Below are 15,378 nucleotides of genomic sequence, written 5' to 3' on the forward strand. Positions count from 1 at the left end.
GTTCCGGCGGCATCAACCTCGGCCCCCTTCCCGTGTCGAACCTCGTGCTCCTCGAGGTGGGTGTCGCGATCGGACTCGTGCTGCTCGCCATCAACACCGACCAGCTGAAGTACATCGCCATCGGCGTCGCGGCCGTGTTCCTCATCTTCGCGTTCCTGCGCTGGGGCGGGCGCTGGTTCACCCAGTGGCTCGGCCTCACGTTGCGCTACCGCTTCCGTTCGCACGACCGCATCGCGACCCCGCCGCCGCCCAGCAGCCTCGAAGAGCTGGCCGCCGAGAACACCACCGTGACGGGCCCGGACGACGCGCGCGTGAACCTGCTGCGCCTGGCCGTGCCGGACCTCGTGGTGGCGCACGGCGTCGACCACGAGCGCCAGCAGGTCGGCCTCGCCTGGAACGACGGCACGTGGACGGCGGTGCTCCTCGTGGAGCCGACGCCCGCGCTGATCACCCAGGCCGGCGGTGCGCCCAGCCTGCCGCTGTCGGCGCTCGCGCCGTGCCTCGAGGACCGCGGTGTGGTGCTCGACTCGATCCAGATGATCTGGCACAGCTACCCGGGTTCCGCGGCGCTGCCGTCGGACTCGCCGGCGCTCAGCTCGTACATGGAGGTGCTCGGCCCGCTGCCCGCGGCGGCCCGGCGCACCACGTGGATCGCGATCCGCCTCGACCCGCGCCGCTGCCCGGAAGCGATCCGGGAACGCGGTGGCGGCGTCGTCGGCGCGCACCGCGCGCTGATCGGTGCGCTGTCTCGCGTGCGCAACGCACTGGAGTCGCAGGGCGTGCCGACGCGGCCGCTGGACCCGGACGAGCTGCTGCGCGCCAGCATCTCCGCCGCGGAGCTCACGGCCGTGGCGGGCTCGTCGACGAAGGTCACGCTGCAGGAGAGCTGGACGGGCGTCACGGCGGCCGGCATCGGGCACTCCAGCTACGCGATCACGAGCTGGCCCAAGGGAAAGATCACCGGCAGCCTCGACGCGCTCACGAGCGTGCGCGCGCTGTCGGCCACGGTCGCCATGTCGATTTCCCCCGCCGCGGACGAGGGCCGCATCGGCCTGCGCGGCGTGGTGCGCGTGAGCGCGCGCAACCCGCGTGAGCTCGAAGCCGCCGACCAGCGGCTCAAGTCCGTTTCGGAGCGGCTCGACGTCGACCTGACGCCGTTGCGGGGTCTTCAGATCTCCGCGTTCGCCGCCACCCTGCCGATCGGAGGTACGGCATGAGCACCCGCCTTCGCGACGCCGGGCAGAACCCCGGCGTGGCCCCGGAGTTCACCGTCGACCCCGCGATGCTCGACGCCATCAGCCCCTCGGGCGACCGCGGCGGCATCGTCCTCGGCTCGGGCCTGAAGGGCGAACCGCTCACCATTTCCGCCCTGCGCTCCGCGCCGACGCGCATCGTGCTCGTGGGCGGGCTGTACCTGGCCCGTCAGGTGGCGCTGCGCGCGATGGCGGTGGGTGCGTGGGTGGTTGTGGCCACCGGGCGCCCCGCGGCCTGGCAGGTGCTCTCCCAGGCCGCCGGCAACCGCGACGGCCGGCCCTCGCCGCTGGTGCAGATCCGGCGCCTGTCGCCGGTCGAGCTGCCGCGCCCGTCCGAGGACGCGCCCCTGCTCGTAGTCACCGACGGCGGCCCGACCCCGCAGGACCTCTTCCCGCCGCGCTCCCCGTGGCAGACCACGGTCTACGTCCTGCCGTACCTGCACCCGCAGGCCGGCGCGACGGCCAACGCCGCGGATCTCGTGCTGATGCAGCGCCTGCCCGCCGGCCAGGCCGAGCTGGCGGCCCGCATCTGGCGCCTGCCGCCCCAGATGATGCGCCAGCTGACCACGCTGAAGGACGACCAGGTCGTGGCGCTGGGCCGCAACCTGTGGCGTCCGCTGCGCCTGGTGACGACGCAGAAGGAGCAGCAGCTGCTCGGCCCGGTGCGCCGGGGCGACTGAGCCGGTTTTCGCTTGGGTGAAGGCCTCCTCGACGGGTTCGAGGAGGCCTTCGCTGTGTTCAGATCAGGAGTTCGGCGACGGCACTCGGGGCTTCCCGCATCGCGTTGTGGGCGGTGGGGAGGTCGTGGACGTGCCAGCCCGGATCGGCTTCGAGCCGGGCGCGGAGTCCGGCGAAGGGGGTGCGGTCTTCCCAGCCGGAGCAGTAGACGAAATCGTGCCGGGGCACCCGGTCAACGGCGCCGGTGAGCCGGATCGTCTGCACGAGGGAGGCGAGGGGGTGGGGACGGCGACGGGGATCGCCGCCGTACGGGGCGCGGAACGGCGGACGGACGGCGTGGCCCGTGTCAGCCGCACCGGCCACGAACGACTGCCGGTAGCCCTCGGTGGTCAACGACCAGCACGACTCGCCGTCGCGCGGAACGTAGGCGTCGAGATGAACCAGCCGGGAGACACGCCCGCCCGCGCGGTCGGCAGCGGCGGAGATCACCATCCCGCCGTAGCTGTGGCCGACCAGCGTCGCGTCGGTGATCCGGGCGCGGTCCAGGAGGCTCACGACGTCCTCGGCGTGAGTGTCGAGGTTGGCGCTCGCAACCGTCGCGGCGTCATCGTCGGGCCGCAATCCCGTCAGGGTCAGGGCGTGGACGGTGTGCCCGGCCCGTTCCAGCAGCGGGACGACCGACTCGAACGTCCAGGAACCGTGCCACGCACCGGGCACGAGGACGAACCTCGCCATGGCAGATCTCCTTCTGGGCTCGCGATGGGGAACCCCACCAGGTCATCACCCCCACGGCGTGGCTCACCACCGATAAGCCGCCTCTTGATGCCCGTTCGCCGCCAAGCTCGGTATCCGGCTCCGGCAGGCCGCGAGTGCGCTAGCGGTGCGCCAGCAGGTGCGCGTCGAGGAAGCCGCGCTCGGATTGCGGGTCGTGGACGAGGCGGGCGGACTCCGTGAGGCCGGCGCTGGTGAGCAGCTCGGCGAAGTGGTCCACCGGCCAGCTGTAGGCGGGCGCCACTTTGTGGTCGAAGCGGACCGGCTCCGGAGCGTCGGTCGCGAAGAACGAGACGAGCGCCAGACCGCCGGGCGCCAGGACGCGGGTGAGCTCGGCCAGGAGCGCGGGCACTTCGGCCGGCGAGGTGTGGATCAGGGAGTAGTGGGCGACCACGCCGCCGAGGGAGCCGTCGTCGAGCGGCAGGGCTTCCGTGCGGGCCTCGTCGAAACGCAGCGCCGGGAAGGACTTGCGGGCGTGTTCGACCATGCCCGGCGAAAGGTCGAGGCCGCGGGCGGCCAGCCCCTGGTCGGCGAGAAACGCGGTGATGTGTCCGGGGCCGCAGCCGATGTCGGCCACCTGCGAATTCTCCGTCGCGGCAACCAGTTCGGCGAAGGTGCGGACCATGGTTCGCGTGAACGGCATCGTCTCCAGCGTCCGATCGGCGAAGAGCGACGCGTACAGCTCGACGACGCCGTCGTAGGCCGCCCTGGTCTGATCCTGGTGCTCCCCCATGGGGAGAGAAGCTACAGGTCCTCGGCGGAGCGGACGTTGCGCGTCTGCTCGGCACGCGCGGCGAGTTCCGCGTCCGGCGGGTAGTCCACGGCGGTGAGCGTGAGGCCGTGGGCCGGGGCGACGGCGCTGTCCCGCGTGCCGCTGGAGAGCACCTCGGCGGGCCAGGAGCGGGGGCGGCGGCCGTCGCCGACCATCAGCAGCACGCCGACGAGGCTGCGGACCATGGAGTGGCAGAAGGCGTCGGCTGAGACGCGGACTTCCAGCAGGTGCTCGTCGAGCCGGGTCCACTCCAGCTGCTGCAGCTCGCGGATCGTGGTCCCGCCCTCGCGCTGCTTGCAGTACGCGGCGAAGTCCTGCAGACCCAGCAGGTCCGCGGCGGCCTCGTTCATGGCGTCCGTCGACAGTGGACGGCCCCAGGCGAGGGTGTCGTTGCGGCGCAACGGGTCGACGCCCCACGGCGCATCCGAGACGCGGTAGCGGTAGTGGCGGCGGATGGCCGAGAAGCGGGCGTCGAAGCCCGCCGGGGCGACGCGGGCGCCGAGCACCCGCACGTCGGCGGGCATCAGCTTGTTCCAGCGGCCCGTCATGCGCGCCAGGTCCGGGATGCCGTGCGCGTCAACCGGCACGCGGCCGGGAGCATTCGGCTCCAGCGGGACGACGTCGACGTGCACGACCTGACCCGTCGCGTGCACGCCGGCGTCCGTGCGGCCCGCCACGACCACCGACTTGGGCACGGACGCGCCCGGAGGCTGGCGCTGCAGGGCCGCTTCCAGCTCGGCCTGCACGGTGCGTCGGCCGGGCTGACGGGCCCAGCCCGAGAAGTCCGTGCCGTCGTAGGAAACGTCCAGGCGCAGACGAACGAGCCCGCCCTCCCCGGAGGGAGTGGCGGGCTCGTCCGGTGTCGACTGTGCTGTCAGGACTTCAGTCCTTCTTGGCGTCCGCGTCGTCAGCGGCAGCCTCGTCGGCGGCGGCCTCTTCCGAAGCAGCCTCCTCCGAAGCCGCGGCCTCGGTGGTCTCCTCGGCCGGAGCCTCGGCGACGGCTTCGTCAGCAGTGGTCTCCTCGACCACGGCGGTCTCGGCCGGCTTCTCGTCCTTCGCGAACTTCGTCTTGCGAGCCCGCTCGGCTTCCGACGTCACGGTCTTCTCCGCGACCAGTTCGATGACGGCCATGGCGGCGTTGTCGCCCTTGCGCGGCATCGTCTTGGTGATGCGGGTGTAACCGCCGGCGCGCTCCGCGAAGTGCGGACCGATCTCGGCGAAGAGCTTGTGCACGACGTCCTTGTCACGCACGACCTTCTGCACCTGGCGACGGTTGTGCAGGTCGCCCCGCTTCGCCTTGGTGATCAGCTTCTCGGCCAGCGGGCGCACCCGGCGGGCCTTCGCCTCGGTCGTGGTGATCTTGCCGTGCTCGAACAGCTGCGTGGCCAGGTTGGCCAGGATCAGCCGCTCGTGCGCGGACGACCCGCCGAGCCGGGCTCCCTTGGTAGGGGTGGGCATTGGTTCTCCTAGTTCAGCTGCACAGCTCCAGGCCTACGCGGCCTTACAGCTGCTCCGTCTCTGCGTAGTCCTGGCCATCGTCGTGGCCCTCGTCCGAAATCCCGCCGCCGATGCCGGCCACGCTGCCCGACCAGCCCTCACCGTCGTAGCTCGAGGCAGCCGCGGTCGGGTCGAACCCGGGCGGGCTGTCCTTGAGCGCCAGGCCGAGACCGACCAGCTTCAGCTTGACCTCGTCGATCGACTTCGCACCGAAGTTGCGGATGTCGAGCAGGTCCGCCTCGCTGCGCGAGACGAGCTCGCCCACCGTGTGGATGCCTTCGCGCTTGAGGCAGTTGTACGACCGGACGGTGAGGTCCAGGTCCTCGATCGGCATCGCGTAGGCAGCGATGGTGTCCGCTTCCTGCGGCGACGGGCCGATCTCGATGCCCTCGGCGTCGACGTTCAGCTCGCGAGCGAGACCGAACAGCTCCACCAGCGTCTTGCCCGCCGACGCGACCGCGTCGCGCGGCGTGATCGACGGCTTGGTCTCGACGTCCAGGATCAGCTTGTCGAAGTCGGTGCGCTGCTCGACACGAGTGGCCTCGACCTTGTACGTCACCTTCAGCACCGGCGAGTAGATCGAGTCGACCGGGATACGGCCGATCTCGGCGCCGGCCTGCTTGTTCTGCAGGGCCGGAACGTAACCGCGGCCGCGCTCGACGACGAGCTCGATCTCAAGCTTGCCCTTGCCGTTCAGGGCCGCGATGTGGAGGTCCGGGTTGTGCACGGTGACGCCGGCCGGGGGCACGATGTCGGCTGCCGTGACCTCACCGGGGCCCTGCTTGCGCAGGTACATGGTGACCGGCTCGTCCTCTTCCGAGGACACCACGAGCTCCTTGAGGTTCAGGATGATGTCGGTGACGTCTTCCTTCACCCCGGGAACGGTGGTGAACTCGTGCAGCACGCCGTCGATGCGGATGCTCGTCACGGCCGCGCCCGGAATGGACGACAGCAGCGTGCGCCGCAGCGAGTTGCCGAGCGTGTAGCCGAAGCCGGGCTCCAGCGGTTCGATGGTGAACCGGGAGCGGGTCTCGTTGACCGTCTCTTCGCCGAGAGCCGGCCGCTGGGAAATCAGCATTTCTTCTGGTTCCTTTCCAGACGACGCCCGCCATATGACGTCGAAGGGATGGCGCGGCGGCGGCGCACCTGTTGCGCCGCCGCCCGTAACTCAGCCCGGAAGCTGGGTTACTTCGAGTAGAGCTCGACGATCAGCTGTTCCTGAACCGGAACGTCGATCTGCGCACGCTCCGGCAGCTGGTGGACCAGCACGCGGAGGTTGGACTGGACGACCTGCAGCCACGCCGGGATGGGGCGCTCGCCGAAGGACTCCTTCGCCACCACGAAGGGCAGCATCGAGAACGACTTCGGCCGCACGTCGATGATGTCCCACTTGGAGACCTGGAAGGACGGGACGTTGACCTTGACGCCGTTGACCAGGAAGTGGCCGTGGCTCACCAGCTGGCGCGCCTGGCGGCGCGTGCGGGCGATGCCGGCGCGGTAGATCACGTTGTCCAGCCGGGACTCGAGGATCTGCAGCAGGTTCTCACCGGTCTTGCCCGGACGCCGAACGGCTTCCTTGTAGTACCGGACGAACTGGCGCTCGAGAACGCCGTAGGTGTAGCGAGCCTTCTGCTTCTCCTGCGACTGCAGGAGGTACTCGGACTCCTTGATGCGCCCGCGGCCGTGCTGGCCCGGCGGGTAGGGGCGACGCTCGAAAGCCTGGTCGCCGCCGATGAGGTCAACCTTGAGGCGACGCGAAATACGCGTCGCGGGGCCGGTGTAACGAGCCATTTCTTCTTACTCCTCCCCGTTCCTCAGACCCGGCGCCGCTTGGGCGGGCGGCAGCCGTTGTGGGGCTGCGGGGTCACGTCCTGGATGGTGCCGACCTCGAGACCGGCGGCCTGCAGCGAGCGGATCGCCGTCTCGCGGCCCGAACCCGGGCCCTTCACGAAGACGTCGACCTTCTTCATGCCGTGCTCGGCAGCCTTGCGGGCCGCATTCTCGGCGGCCATCTGCGCGGCGAACGGGGTGGACTTGCGCGAGCCCTTGAAGCCCACGTGACCACTCGACGCCCACGCGATCACAGCGCCCGTGGGGTCCGTGATCGAGACGATGGTGTTGTTGAACGTGCTCTTGATGTGCGCGTGACCGTGCGCGACGTTCTTCTTTTCCTTGCGGCGGACCTTCTTGGCCCCCGCCGCAGTACGAGACTTCGGTGGCATGTTCTGAGGGTTCTCCTGTTAGCGCGCGTTCTCTTGGTGAGCGGCAACCGCTTCGGCCTGACCGCGTCGGATGATCGATCCGGCGTCGGTGTACAGGTTCCGCAGCGCCATCGGGCGGGCGTAGAGCGCCTTGGGCGAGACACAAGCCGTGCCGCGACGGTTCCCGCCGCCCATCTGCACGACCTTCTTGCCCTTGACGCTCACTTCTTGCCAGCCTTCTTCTTGCCGGCGACCGTCTTCTTCGGACCCTTGCGGGTGCGGGCGTTGGTCTTGGTCCGCTGACCGCGGACGGGCAGACCACGACGCCAGCGCAGGCCCTGGTAGGTGCCGATCTCGATCTTGCGACGGATGTCGGCGTTCACCTCGCGACGCAGGTCACCCTCGACCTTGAAGTTCTCGTCGATGTAGTCACGAAGCTTGATGAGGTCCTCATCGCTGAGGTCCTTCACGCGGGTGTCCGCGTTGAGCTCGGCAGCAGCGATCATCTGCTTCGAGCGGGTACGGCCGATGCCGTAGATGTAGGTCAGCGCGATCTCCAACCGCTTTTCGCGGGGGAGGTCTACGCCAGCGAGTCGTGCCATGGGCGCTGTAGCTCCTTCTTCGATTTCATCTTCAGGTCTTCTCCCCGTCCGGTTCCGGAACCGACTCGCCTGTCGTGCCCGCGGCTTGCGCTGCGGGTGTCCCGGCCCCGGCCTGAAGTCCAGGGGTGAACCGGACCGCTCACGCGGCCCGGCAGGTGCGGGGAGGGTGTGTAGCCGTCAATCCGCTCTGCTGGAGTGCGGTGCTCAGCCCTGACGCTGCTTGTGACGCAGGTTCTCGCAGATCACCATGATCCGGCCGTGGCGGCGGATCACCTTGCACTTGTCGCAGATCTTCTTGACGCTCGGCTGGACCTTCACGTCTCCGACTCTCCTGCTTCTTCTCAGCTCTTCGTGATCACTTGTAGCGGTAGACGATGCGACCACGAGACAAGTCGTAGGGCGAAAGCTCCACGACGACCCTGTCCTCGGGCAGGATGCGGATGTAGTGCTGCCGCATCTTGCCGCTGATGTGGGCAAGAACTTTGTGGCCGTTCTCCAACTCGACGCGGAACATCGCGTTGGGGAGCGGCTCGACCACGCGGCCTTCGACCTCGATGGCCCCGTCTTTCTTAGCCATGTCCTCCGCAATCCCTGAATGCACGCTTGATGCACACAGCGTGATCGGTTTGAGCTCGAGTCCCTTGCTTACTGGGGTGCTGCTCCGGCACACTCCACCCCGACTCCGAGTGTTCGCGAGAGTTCACGAGCGCGCAGGAACCGGCGCGATGAGTACGCCGACTTGACAGTGTACGCAACTCGTGTCGCGACCCCCAAACGGGGGGTAACTGTGCTACAAGCCGACGGTAGGGCGCCAGGGTTCCAGTATGCCTGAAAACGAGCCGACCTGCGAGAATCGCCTGGTCAGGTGAACTTTGCCGGCTGGGTGAGCGCCGTATCAATCCTCTTCGGGCGCGGTGAGCACCCAGGGACCGTCGTCGGTGATGGCGACGGTGTGCTCCCAGTGCGAGGCGCGGGAGCCGTCGGCCGTGACCACGGTCCAGCCGTCCTCGAGCTCCACGGTCTCGCCGCCGCCCCCGGTGAGCATGGGCTCGATCGCGAGCGCCATGCCGACCTTGAGCCGCGGGCCCTTGCCGGGCTTGCCGACGTTCGGCAGGAACGGGTCCATGTGCATCTGGCGGCCGATACCGTGGCCGCCGTACTCGAGGATCATCCCGTACTCGACGCCGTTGTCGCGGCCCGCCTTCTCGGCCGCGGTCTGCACGGCGAACGAGATGTCGGTGAGCCGGCCGCCCGCGTGCACGGCCTCGATGCCGGCCCACATGGACTTCTCCGTGGCGGCGGACAGCGCGAGGTCCTTCTCGCTGACGGCGCCGATCGCGAGCGTCACGGCAGAGTCGCCGTGCCAGCCGTCGAGGATGGCGCCGCAGTCGACCGAGATCAGGTCACCGTCGGCCAGCACCTGCCGGCTCGACGGGATGCCGTGGACGATCTGCTCGTTCACCGACGCGCAGATCGACGCGGGGAAACCATGGTAGCCCTTGAAGGACGGCACGGCCCCCGCGTCGCGGATCGTCTGCTCGGCCAGCTCGTCGAGCTCGGCGGTGCTGACCCCCACCTGCGCACGCTCGCGCACGGCGGCCAGCGTCTTCGCGACGACCAGCCCTGCCGCCCGCATCGCCTGCAGCTCGCCCGGCGTCTTGACCTCGATCATGCGCCCACGGCGGAGCACTTGCAGAACACGCAACCCTCCGAGATTCACGTGCGGTCGCGCAGCGCTTTCAGCACGCGGTCTGAGATCTCCTGCACGTCGCCCACGCCGTCGACAGCCACCAGGATGTCGGCGTAGTACTCCAGCAGCGGGGCCGTCTCGGACCAGTAGATCTGCTGGCGGCGGCGGATGACCTCTTCGGTGTCGTCGGCGCGGCCACGGGCCATCAGCCGGGACACGACCACGTCCTCGGGCACCTGCAGCTGGATCACCGACTCGAGCGCGCAGTCGGATTCCTTCAGCATCTCGCCGAGGACCTCGGCCTGCTTCGTGTTGCGGGGGAAACCGTCGAGCAGGAAGCCGGCCTTCGCGTCGGGCTCGGCGAGCCGTTCGCGGACCATCTCGTTGGTCACCGAGTCGGGGACGAGCTCACCCGAGTCGAGGTAGCGCTTGGCCTCCTGGCCGAGCGGCGTCTCCTGGCCGACGTGGGCGCGGAACAGGTCACCGGTCGAGATGTGCGGAACCCGCAGCTGCTCCGACAGGGCCACCGCCTGCGTACCTTTACCCGCGCCGGGCGGGCCGACGAGAACCACTCGCGTCACTTCAAGAACCCTTCGTAGTTGCGCTGCATCAGCTGGCTTTCGATCTGCTTCACGGTGTCGAGGCCGACACCCACCATGATCAGCACAGCCGTGCCACCGAACGGGAAGTTCTGGTTGTTCCCGCTGCCGGTGAGGGACAGGAAGAAGTTCGGGAGGATCGCGATGATGCCCAGGTACAGCGAGCCCGGCAGGGTGATCCGGCCGAGGACGTAGCTCAGGTATTCGGCGGTGGGACGGCCCGGGCGAATACCCGGGATGAAGCCACCGAACTTCTTCATCTCGTCCGCACGCTCGTCGACGTTGAACGTGATCGTGATGTAGAAGTACGTGAAGAAGATGATCAACGCGAAGTACAGCAGGATGTGCACCCAGCTGCTCTGGTTGACCAGGTAGTTCTGGATGAAGGCCTGCCAGCCGGAGTTGCTGTTCGGGTCGCCGATGAGCTGGCTGAGCAGCTGCGGCAGGTACAGCAGCGACGACGCGAAGATGACCGGGATGACACCGGCCTGGTTCACCTTGATCGGCAGGTACGTCGACGTGCCGCCGTACATCCGGCGGCCGATCATGCGCTTGGCGTACTGCACCGGGATCCGGCGCTGCCCCTGCTCCACGAAGATGACGCTCGCGATGATCACCAAGCCGAACACGCAGATCATGACCAGGGCGACCGCGCCGCCGTTGCTCATGATGTTGGCGCCCTCGGTGGGGATGCGGGCCGCGATGTTCAGGAAGATCAGGACCGACATGCCGTTGCCGACGCCGCGCTCGGTGATGAGCTCGCCCAGCCACATCATGACGGCGGTGCCCGCGGTCATGGTGCAGACGATCAGCGCCAGCGAGTAGACGCTGTTGTCCGGGATGATCTGCTGCTGGCAGCCCTGGAACAGGGTGCCGCGGTCGGCCAGCGCGACAACGCCGGTGGCCTGCAGGATCGCCAGGGCGATCGTGAGGTACCGGGTGTACTGCGTGAGCTTGTTCTGGCCGGCCTGGCCTTCCTTCTTCAGCTCCTCGAACCGCGGGATCACCACGGTCAGCAGCTGGATGATGATGCTCGCCGTGATGTACGGCATGATGCCGGTCGAGAACAGCGACAGCTGGAGCAGCGCACCACCGCTGAACAGGTTCAGCAGCTGGTAGACGCCCTGCTGGTCGGCCTGAGAGCTACAGGCCTGCACGGCGGAGAACGAGATCCCCGGGGCCGGGATGGCGGCACCGATCCGGTAGACCGCGACGATGGCTAGCGTGAACAGGATCTTCTTGCGTAGATCCGGCGTCGCGAGAGCCGAGCGGAAGGCGCTGAGCACGCGGGGGACCTCCTCGGCGTCGTCGGCTGTCCTACCGACGATCGGCTTGGCCGGCACGAGACCGGCGGGAACACAGCTCACTGGCAGGCAAGCCAGGAACGCCTCAGGGCACACTGGTCCCGAAGCGTGTGGCCGACTCTAACAGCTTCACAGGGCGTGTCCGCAGCGCGTGTGCGTTTTCCGTCTCAGCCGGCTTCGAGACGCCTGGGGCGATGCCGCAGGTTGGACCGTTCGCAGGCGAAATGATCACCTGTTCGGCCCCGGTCTTCAGTCGTGTGCCGGTGGCCGCTACGCGGTGGACGCGCGCGGCCGGGCCGGGTTGCTTCGTTGGCGCACAACGGATCGGGCCGCGGGCCACGACTGCCGCACGGCCGGCCGCGAACGTCCTCAGTGGCCCTGAGCGGACCCGCCGGGCCCGCTCGCCGCGACGGCCGCGAACGCGCCTGTGGAAGAGCCCACACAACGACTCGGGCCCACCCAGCGGTGCGCTGGATGGGCCCGAGTCGGGTATCAGTGCTTCAGGTGCCTCAGTTGGCGGTGGCGGAACCACCGGCAGCTTCGAGCTTCTCCTTGGCAGAGCCGGAGAAACCGTCCGCGGTGACGTCCAGCTTCACGCCGTTGACGTCTCCGTTGCCGAGGACCTTCACGAGGCTGCCCTTGCGGACGAGACCGCCCGCGACGAGCTCCTCGACGCCGATCTTGCCGCCGTCCGGGAACACGCGGGCGATGTCGCCCACGTTCACCGGCTGGTACTCGGTGCGGAAGCGGTTCTTGAAGCCACGCAGCTTCGGCAGCCGCATGTGGATGGGCATCTGCCCACCCTCGAAGCCGGCGGGCACGTTCTTGCGGGCCTTGGTGCCCTTCGTACCGCGGCCGGCCGTCTTGCCCTTGGAACCTTCACCACGGCCCACGCGGATCTTGTCGCGCTTGGCGCCCGGAGCCGGACGCAGGTGGTGGATCTTGATGGCCGTCATGCCTGGACCTCCTCGACCTCCACCAGGTGGCGGACGGTGTGGATCAGGCCGCGCACCTGGGGGGTGTCTTCACGCACGACGCTCTGGCGGATCTTGCGCAGCCCGAGGGTGCGCAGCGACTCGCGGTGAGCGTGCTTCGTGCCGATCTTGCTCTTGACCTGGGTGACCTTGAGCTGAGTCATGTCAGACCCCCTGGCCCGCGCGCTGGCGCAGCATCCGGGCCGGAGCGACGTCCTCGAGCGGGAGACCACGGCGGGCCGCGACCTCTTCGGGACGCTGCAGACCCTTCAGGGCCGCGACGGTCGCGTGCACGATGTTGATCGCGTTGTCGGAGCCGAGCGACTTCGACAGCACGTCGTGGACACCCGCGCACTCCAGTACCGCGCGCACCGGGCCACCGGCGATGACACCGGTACCGGCCGAAGCCGGACGCAGCAGCACGACACCGGCGGCTTCCTCACCCTGGATCGGGTGGGGAATGGTGCCACCGACGCGAGGCACGCGGAAGAAGTTCTTCTTCGCTTCCTCGACGCCCTTGGCGATGGCCGCGGGAACTTCCTTGGCCTTGCCGTAGCCGACGCCGACCTGGCCGTCACCGTCGCCGACGACGACGAGGGCGGTGAAGCTGAAGCGACGACCACCCTTGACGACCTTCGCGACGCGGTTGATCGTCACGACCTTCTCGAGGTGCGGGGTCTTGTCCTGGGCCGCCCCGCCACGGCCGCTGTCGCGCCGGTCCCGGCGGTCGCGACGGTCACCGCGGTCGTTGCCGCCCTGACCGCCCGGTCCGCCCTGGCCGCCGCCGAATTGCCGCGTACGTCCCGGCATCAGGCTTTCCTTCCATTGACGAGCATCTGCATCAGAATTCCAACCCCGCCTCACGGGCGGCGTCGGCCAGCGCGGCGATGCGGCCGTGGTAGGCGTTGCCGCCACGGTCGAACACCACAGCCGAGATCCCGGCCGCCTTGGCGCGCGAGGCGACGAGTTCGCCGACCTTCGCGGCCTTGGCCTTCTTGTCGCCGTCGGCCGCGCGGACGTCCGCCTCGAGGGTGGACGCCGACGCCAGGGTGTGGCCGGCGAGGTCGTCGATCACCTGCACGGCGATGTGCCGCGAGGAACGCTTGACGACCAGCCGCGGACGAACCGGCGTGCCGCTGACCTTCTTGCGCAGGCGGAAGTGCCGACGGGCCTTCGCGACGCGGCGGCGGGTCGAGATGTCCTTGCCGACCGGCTTGCGCTTCGTCGTAGTCGTGTCGCTCATGATCACTTACCCGTCTTTCCGACCTTGCGGCGGATCTTCTCACCCTCGTAGCGCAGGCCCTTGCCCTTGTACGGGTCGGGACGGCGCAGCTTGCGGATGACCGCGGCGATCTGGCCGACCTTCTGCTTGTCGATGCCGGACACCGAGAACCGGGTGGGGGTCTCCACCTTGAAGGTGATGCCCTCCGGCGCCTCGATCTTCACCGGGTGGCTGTAGCCGAGGGCGAACTCGAGGTCCGAGCCCTTGGCCTGCACGCGGTAACCGACGCCGTGGATTTCCATCTTCTTCTCGTAGCCGGTGGTGACACCGACGACGAGGTTGTTCACCAGCGTGCGGGTGAGACCGTGCAGCGCCTTGGAGGTGCGCTCGTCGTCCGGGCGCTTCACCTGCAGCGCGCCGTCTTCACCGCGCTCGACGGTGATGGGCTCGGCGACGGTGTGCTCGAGGGTGCCCTTGGGACCCTTGACCTGAATGTGCTGACCGTTGATGGTCACCTCGACCCCGGAGGGGACGGCGACCGGCAGCTTTCCGATGCGTGACATGTCTGTGCCCCCTTCCTTACCAGACGTAGGCGAGGACTTCGCCGCCCACGTTGTTGCGCTTGGCCTGACGGTCGGTCTGCAGGCCGCCGGACGTCGAGATGATCGCGACGCCGAGGCCACCCAGCACGGACGGCAGTTCGGTCGATTTTGCGTACACCCGCAGACCCGGCTTCGACACGCGCCGGAGGCCGGCGATGCTGCGCTCACGGTTGGGGCCGTACTTCAGCTCCACGATCAGGTTCTTGTGCTTCTCGCCCGGCTCGTCGCGGTAGCCCGCGATGTAGCCCTCGCGCTTGAGGATCTCGGCGATGTTCGCCTTGATCTTCGAGTGGGGAAGCACGACCTCGTCGTGGTACGCCGAGTTCGCGTTACGCAGACGCGTCAAGAAGTCTGCGATGGGGTCGGTCATCGTCATGGTGACCTGTCAACCTTTCTCGCCTGGTTCCCCGCCGTGTGAGGGCGGGGCCTGTGGCGAACTGGGAAATAGTTTCGAGCCTCTTACCAGCTGGACTTGTGGACGCCGGGCAGCTCGCCCGCGTGCGCCATCTCCCGGAGGCAGATCCGGCAGAGCCCGAACTTGCGGTACACCGAGTGCGGCCGACCACAACGGTTGCAGCGGGTGTAACCCCGCACGGCGAACTTCGGCTTCTTGGCGGCCTTGTGGACCAGCGCTTTCTTGGCCATCGGCTCAGTTCTCCTTGAACGGGAAACCGAGCTTGCGCAGCAGCGCCCGGCCCTCGTCGTCGGTGGTGGCGGTCGTGACGACGGTGACGTCCATACCGCGCGGACGGTCGATGTCGTCGGGGTTGATCTCGTGGAACATCGACTGCTCGTTGAGACCGAACGTGTAGTTGCCGTTGCCGTCGAACTGCTTGCCCGACAGGCCGCGGAAGTCGCGGATACGGGGCAGCGCGATGGTGAGCAGCCGGTCCAGGAACTCCCACATCCGGTCGCCGCGCAGCGTCACGCGCGCACCGATCGGCTGGCCCTCGCGCAGCTTGAACTGCGCGATGGACTTGCGGGCCTTCCGGACTTCCGGCTTCTGGCCGGTGATCAGCGACAGGTCGCGGACAGCACCCTCGATGAGCTTGCTGTCGCGGGCCGCGTCACCCACACCCATGTTCACGACGACCTTCACGACGCCGGGAATCTGGTGCACGTTGGGGATGGAGAACTCCTTCTGGAGCTCGCCCTTGATCTCGTCGCGGTACCGGGTCTTCAGACGCGGCACGATCTTCTCTGCGGTGGTCAT

The 15,378-nt window shown here is 68.5% G+C and carries 24 protein-coding genes; 2 read left to right on the plus strand and 22 right to left on the minus strand.

The features are described from left to right. Positions 1-32: 32 nt before the first annotated feature. Both eccE and AB0878_RS02575 read left to right on the plus strand, forming a co-directional pair. On the plus strand, positions 33-1,217 hold the full coding sequence (gene eccE / locus AB0878_RS02570; RefSeq protein ID WP_366575778.1) for a type VII secretion protein EccE: 1,185 nt from the start codon (positions 33-35) through the stop codon (positions 1,215-1,217). Next, positions 1,214-1,933 (plus strand): hypothetical protein, encoded by a 720-nt coding sequence (locus AB0878_RS02575; protein WP_326568117.1) that lies wholly within the window; start codon positions 1,214-1,216, stop codon positions 1,931-1,933. Before eccE ends, AB0878_RS02575 begins: the two co-directional genes overlap by 4 nt. 58 nt (positions 1,934-1,991) lie before the next feature. Here AB0878_RS02575 and AB0878_RS02580 read toward each other — a convergent pair whose 3' ends face one another. The 22 genes from AB0878_RS02580 to rplE all read right to left on the minus strand — a co-directional run bounded on the left by AB0878_RS02580 (position 1,992) and on the right by rplE (position 15,378). Further along, positions 1,992-2,666, minus strand: a complete 675-nt coding sequence (locus AB0878_RS02580; RefSeq protein ID WP_366575780.1) for an alpha/beta fold hydrolase — start codon at positions 2,664-2,666, stop codon at positions 1,992-1,994. A gap of 139 nt (positions 2,667-2,805) precedes the next feature. Continuing rightward, positions 2,806-3,435 carry a class I SAM-dependent methyltransferase gene (locus tag AB0878_RS02585; protein ID WP_366575782.1) on the minus strand — a complete coding sequence of 210 codons (630 nt, stop codon included), beginning with the start codon at positions 3,433-3,435 and terminating at the stop codon, positions 2,806-2,808. A gap of 11 nt (positions 3,436-3,446) precedes the next feature. Further along, the gene (gene truA, locus AB0878_RS02590) at positions 3,447-4,283 is read right to left on the minus strand and encodes a tRNA pseudouridine(38-40) synthase TruA (protein ID WP_366575973.1); all 837 of its coding nucleotides are present in this window, start codon (positions 4,281-4,283) and stop codon (positions 3,447-3,449) included. A gap of 73 nt (positions 4,284-4,356) precedes the next feature. After that, positions 4,357-4,932, minus strand: coding sequence for a 50S ribosomal protein L17 (gene rplQ, locus AB0878_RS02595; RefSeq protein WP_366575784.1), 576 nt, complete (start codon positions 4,930-4,932; stop codon positions 4,357-4,359). Between the two features lie 43 nt (positions 4,933-4,975). Continuing rightward, the gene (locus AB0878_RS02600; RefSeq protein WP_285970652.1) at positions 4,976-6,049 is read right to left on the minus strand and encodes a DNA-directed RNA polymerase subunit alpha; all 1,074 of its coding nucleotides are present in this window, start codon (positions 6,047-6,049) and stop codon (positions 4,976-4,978) included. Positions 6,050-6,156: 107 nt separating this feature from the next. Next, on the minus strand, positions 6,157-6,762 hold the full coding sequence (gene rpsD, locus AB0878_RS02605; protein WP_326568113.1) for a 30S ribosomal protein S4: 606 nt from the start codon (positions 6,760-6,762) through the stop codon (positions 6,157-6,159). A 23-nt stretch (positions 6,763-6,785) separates the two neighbouring features. Beyond that, positions 6,786-7,193, minus strand: a complete 408-nt coding sequence (gene rpsK / locus AB0878_RS02610) for a 30S ribosomal protein S11 (protein WP_004558885.1) — start codon at positions 7,191-7,193, stop codon at positions 6,786-6,788. 18 nt (positions 7,194-7,211) lie between these two features. Further along, positions 7,212-7,397, minus strand: a complete 186-nt coding sequence (locus AB0878_RS02615; protein WP_285970654.1) for a hypothetical protein — start codon at positions 7,395-7,397, stop codon at positions 7,212-7,214. After that, complete coding sequence (gene rpsM, locus AB0878_RS02620; RefSeq protein ID WP_204091690.1) at positions 7,394-7,774, minus strand: 30S ribosomal protein S13; 381 nt, start codon at positions 7,772-7,774, stop codon at positions 7,394-7,396. The genes AB0878_RS02615 and rpsM overlap by 4 nt, the downstream gene beginning before the upstream one ends. Before the next feature lie 204 nt (positions 7,775-7,978). Further along, complete coding sequence (rpmJ, locus tag AB0878_RS02625) at positions 7,979-8,092, minus strand: 50S ribosomal protein L36 (RefSeq protein WP_004558882.1); 114 nt, start codon at positions 8,090-8,092, stop codon at positions 7,979-7,981. A gap of 37 nt (positions 8,093-8,129) precedes the next feature. Continuing rightward, the gene (infA, locus tag AB0878_RS02630) at positions 8,130-8,351 is read right to left on the minus strand and encodes a translation initiation factor IF-1 (RefSeq protein ID WP_004558881.1); all 222 of its coding nucleotides are present in this window, start codon (positions 8,349-8,351) and stop codon (positions 8,130-8,132) included. Positions 8,352-8,669: 318 nt separating this feature from the next. Beyond that, a complete protein-coding gene (gene map, locus AB0878_RS02635; protein ID WP_366575789.1) occupies positions 8,670-9,446 on the minus strand; it encodes a type I methionyl aminopeptidase in 777 nt (258 codons plus the stop codon). Between the two features lie 44 nt (positions 9,447-9,490). Then, positions 9,491-10,045, minus strand: a complete 555-nt coding sequence (locus AB0878_RS02640) for an adenylate kinase (RefSeq protein ID WP_220246093.1) — start codon at positions 10,043-10,045, stop codon at positions 9,491-9,493. After that, positions 10,042-11,349 carry a preprotein translocase subunit SecY gene (gene secY / locus AB0878_RS02645; RefSeq protein WP_360597836.1) on the minus strand — a complete coding sequence of 436 codons (1,308 nt, stop codon included), beginning with the start codon at positions 11,347-11,349 and terminating at the stop codon, positions 10,042-10,044. The genes AB0878_RS02640 and secY overlap by 4 nt, the downstream gene beginning before the upstream one ends. 527 nt (positions 11,350-11,876) lie before the next feature. Next, the gene (gene rplO / locus AB0878_RS02650) at positions 11,877-12,323 is read right to left on the minus strand and encodes a 50S ribosomal protein L15 (protein ID WP_360597541.1); all 447 of its coding nucleotides are present in this window, start codon (positions 12,321-12,323) and stop codon (positions 11,877-11,879) included. Then, positions 12,320-12,505 (minus strand): 50S ribosomal protein L30, encoded by a 186-nt coding sequence (gene rpmD / locus AB0878_RS02655; protein WP_020643215.1) that lies wholly within the window; start codon positions 12,503-12,505, stop codon positions 12,320-12,322. Before rpmD ends, rplO begins: the two co-directional genes overlap by 4 nt. Before the next feature lies 1 nt (position 12,506). Beyond that, the gene (gene rpsE / locus AB0878_RS02660; protein ID WP_004558874.1) at positions 12,507-13,151 is read right to left on the minus strand and encodes a 30S ribosomal protein S5; all 645 of its coding nucleotides are present in this window, start codon (positions 13,149-13,151) and stop codon (positions 12,507-12,509) included. Between the two features lie 31 nt (positions 13,152-13,182). Further along, entirely contained in the window at positions 13,183-13,590 is a 408-nt protein-coding gene (rplR, locus tag AB0878_RS02665; RefSeq protein ID WP_364045225.1) for a 50S ribosomal protein L18, read from the minus strand. Further along, positions 13,587-14,126 carry a 50S ribosomal protein L6 gene (rplF, locus tag AB0878_RS02670; RefSeq protein WP_366575792.1) on the minus strand — a complete coding sequence of 180 codons (540 nt, stop codon included), beginning with the start codon at positions 14,124-14,126 and terminating at the stop codon, positions 13,587-13,589. Before rplF ends, rplR begins: the two co-directional genes overlap by 4 nt. A gap of 16 nt (positions 14,127-14,142) precedes the next feature. After that, positions 14,143-14,541, minus strand: a complete 399-nt coding sequence (gene rpsH / locus AB0878_RS02675) for a 30S ribosomal protein S8 (RefSeq protein ID WP_220246088.1) — start codon at positions 14,539-14,541, stop codon at positions 14,143-14,145. An 83-nt stretch (positions 14,542-14,624) separates the two neighbouring features. Further along, positions 14,625-14,810, minus strand: coding sequence for a type Z 30S ribosomal protein S14 (locus AB0878_RS02680; protein ID WP_326568105.1), 186 nt, complete (start codon positions 14,808-14,810; stop codon positions 14,625-14,627). A gap of 4 nt (positions 14,811-14,814) precedes the next feature. Beyond that, positions 14,815-15,378 carry a 50S ribosomal protein L5 gene (gene rplE / locus AB0878_RS02685; protein ID WP_360597545.1) on the minus strand — a complete coding sequence of 188 codons (564 nt, stop codon included), beginning with the start codon at positions 15,376-15,378 and terminating at the stop codon, positions 14,815-14,817.

This window comes from Amycolatopsis sp. NPDC047767 (assembly GCF_040704195.1).
Taxonomy (GTDB): Bacteria; Actinomycetota; Actinomycetes; order Mycobacteriales; family Pseudonocardiaceae; genus Amycolatopsis.

Excerpts from the sequence above, each read along its gene's own strand:
- AB0878_RS02575 (WP_326568117.1), top strand. The coding sequence starts at position 1,214 with ATGAGCACCCGCCTTCGCGACGCCGGGCAGAACCCCGGCGTGGCCCCG.
- AB0878_RS02580 (WP_366575780.1), bottom strand. The coding sequence starts at position 2,666 with ATGGCGAGGTTCGTCCTCGTGCCCGGTGCGTGGCACGGTTCCTGGACG.
- AB0878_RS02585 (WP_366575782.1), bottom strand. The coding sequence starts at position 3,435 with ATGGGGGAGCACCAGGATCAGACCAGGGCGGCCTACGACGGCGTCGTC.
- rplQ (WP_366575784.1), bottom strand. The coding sequence starts at position 4,932 with ATGCCCACCCCTACCAAGGGAGCCCGGCTCGGCGGGTCGTCCGCGCAC.
- AB0878_RS02600 (WP_285970652.1), bottom strand. The coding sequence starts at position 6,049 with ATGCTGATTTCCCAGCGGCCGGCTCTCGGCGAAGAGACGGTCAACGAG.
- rpsD (WP_326568113.1), bottom strand. The coding sequence starts at position 6,762 with ATGGCTCGTTACACCGGCCCCGCGACGCGTATTTCGCGTCGCCTCAAG.
- rpsK (WP_004558885.1), bottom strand. The coding sequence starts at position 7,193 with ATGCCACCGAAGTCTCGTACTGCGGCGGGGGCCAAGAAGGTCCGCCGC.
- rpsM (WP_204091690.1), bottom strand. The coding sequence starts at position 7,774 with ATGGCACGACTCGCTGGCGTAGACCTCCCCCGCGAAAAGCGGTTGGAG.
- infA (WP_004558881.1), bottom strand. The coding sequence starts at position 8,351 with ATGGCTAAGAAAGACGGGGCCATCGAGGTCGAAGGCCGCGTGGTCGAG.
- map (WP_366575789.1), bottom strand. The coding sequence starts at position 9,446 with ATGATCGAGGTCAAGACGCCGGGCGAGCTGCAGGCGATGCGGGCGGCA.
- rplO (WP_360597541.1), bottom strand. The coding sequence starts at position 12,323 with ATGACGGCCATCAAGATCCACCACCTGCGTCCGGCTCCGGGCGCCAAG.
- rpmD (WP_020643215.1), bottom strand. The coding sequence starts at position 12,505 with ATGACTCAGCTCAAGGTCACCCAGGTCAAGAGCAAGATCGGCACGAAG.
- rpsE (WP_004558874.1), bottom strand. The coding sequence starts at position 13,151 with ATGCCGGGACGTACGCGGCAATTCGGCGGCGGCCAGGGCGGACCGGGC.
- rplF (WP_366575792.1), bottom strand. The coding sequence starts at position 14,126 with ATGTCACGCATCGGAAAGCTGCCGGTCGCCGTCCCCTCCGGGGTCGAG.
- rpsH (WP_220246088.1), bottom strand. The coding sequence starts at position 14,541 with ATGACGATGACCGACCCCATCGCAGACTTCTTGACGCGTCTGCGTAAC.
- AB0878_RS02680 (WP_326568105.1), bottom strand. The coding sequence starts at position 14,810 with ATGGCCAAGAAAGCGCTGGTCCACAAGGCCGCCAAGAAGCCGAAGTTC.
- rplE (WP_360597545.1), bottom strand. The coding sequence starts at position 15,378 with ATGACCACCGCAGAGAAGATCGTGCCGCGTCTGAAGACCCGGTACCGC.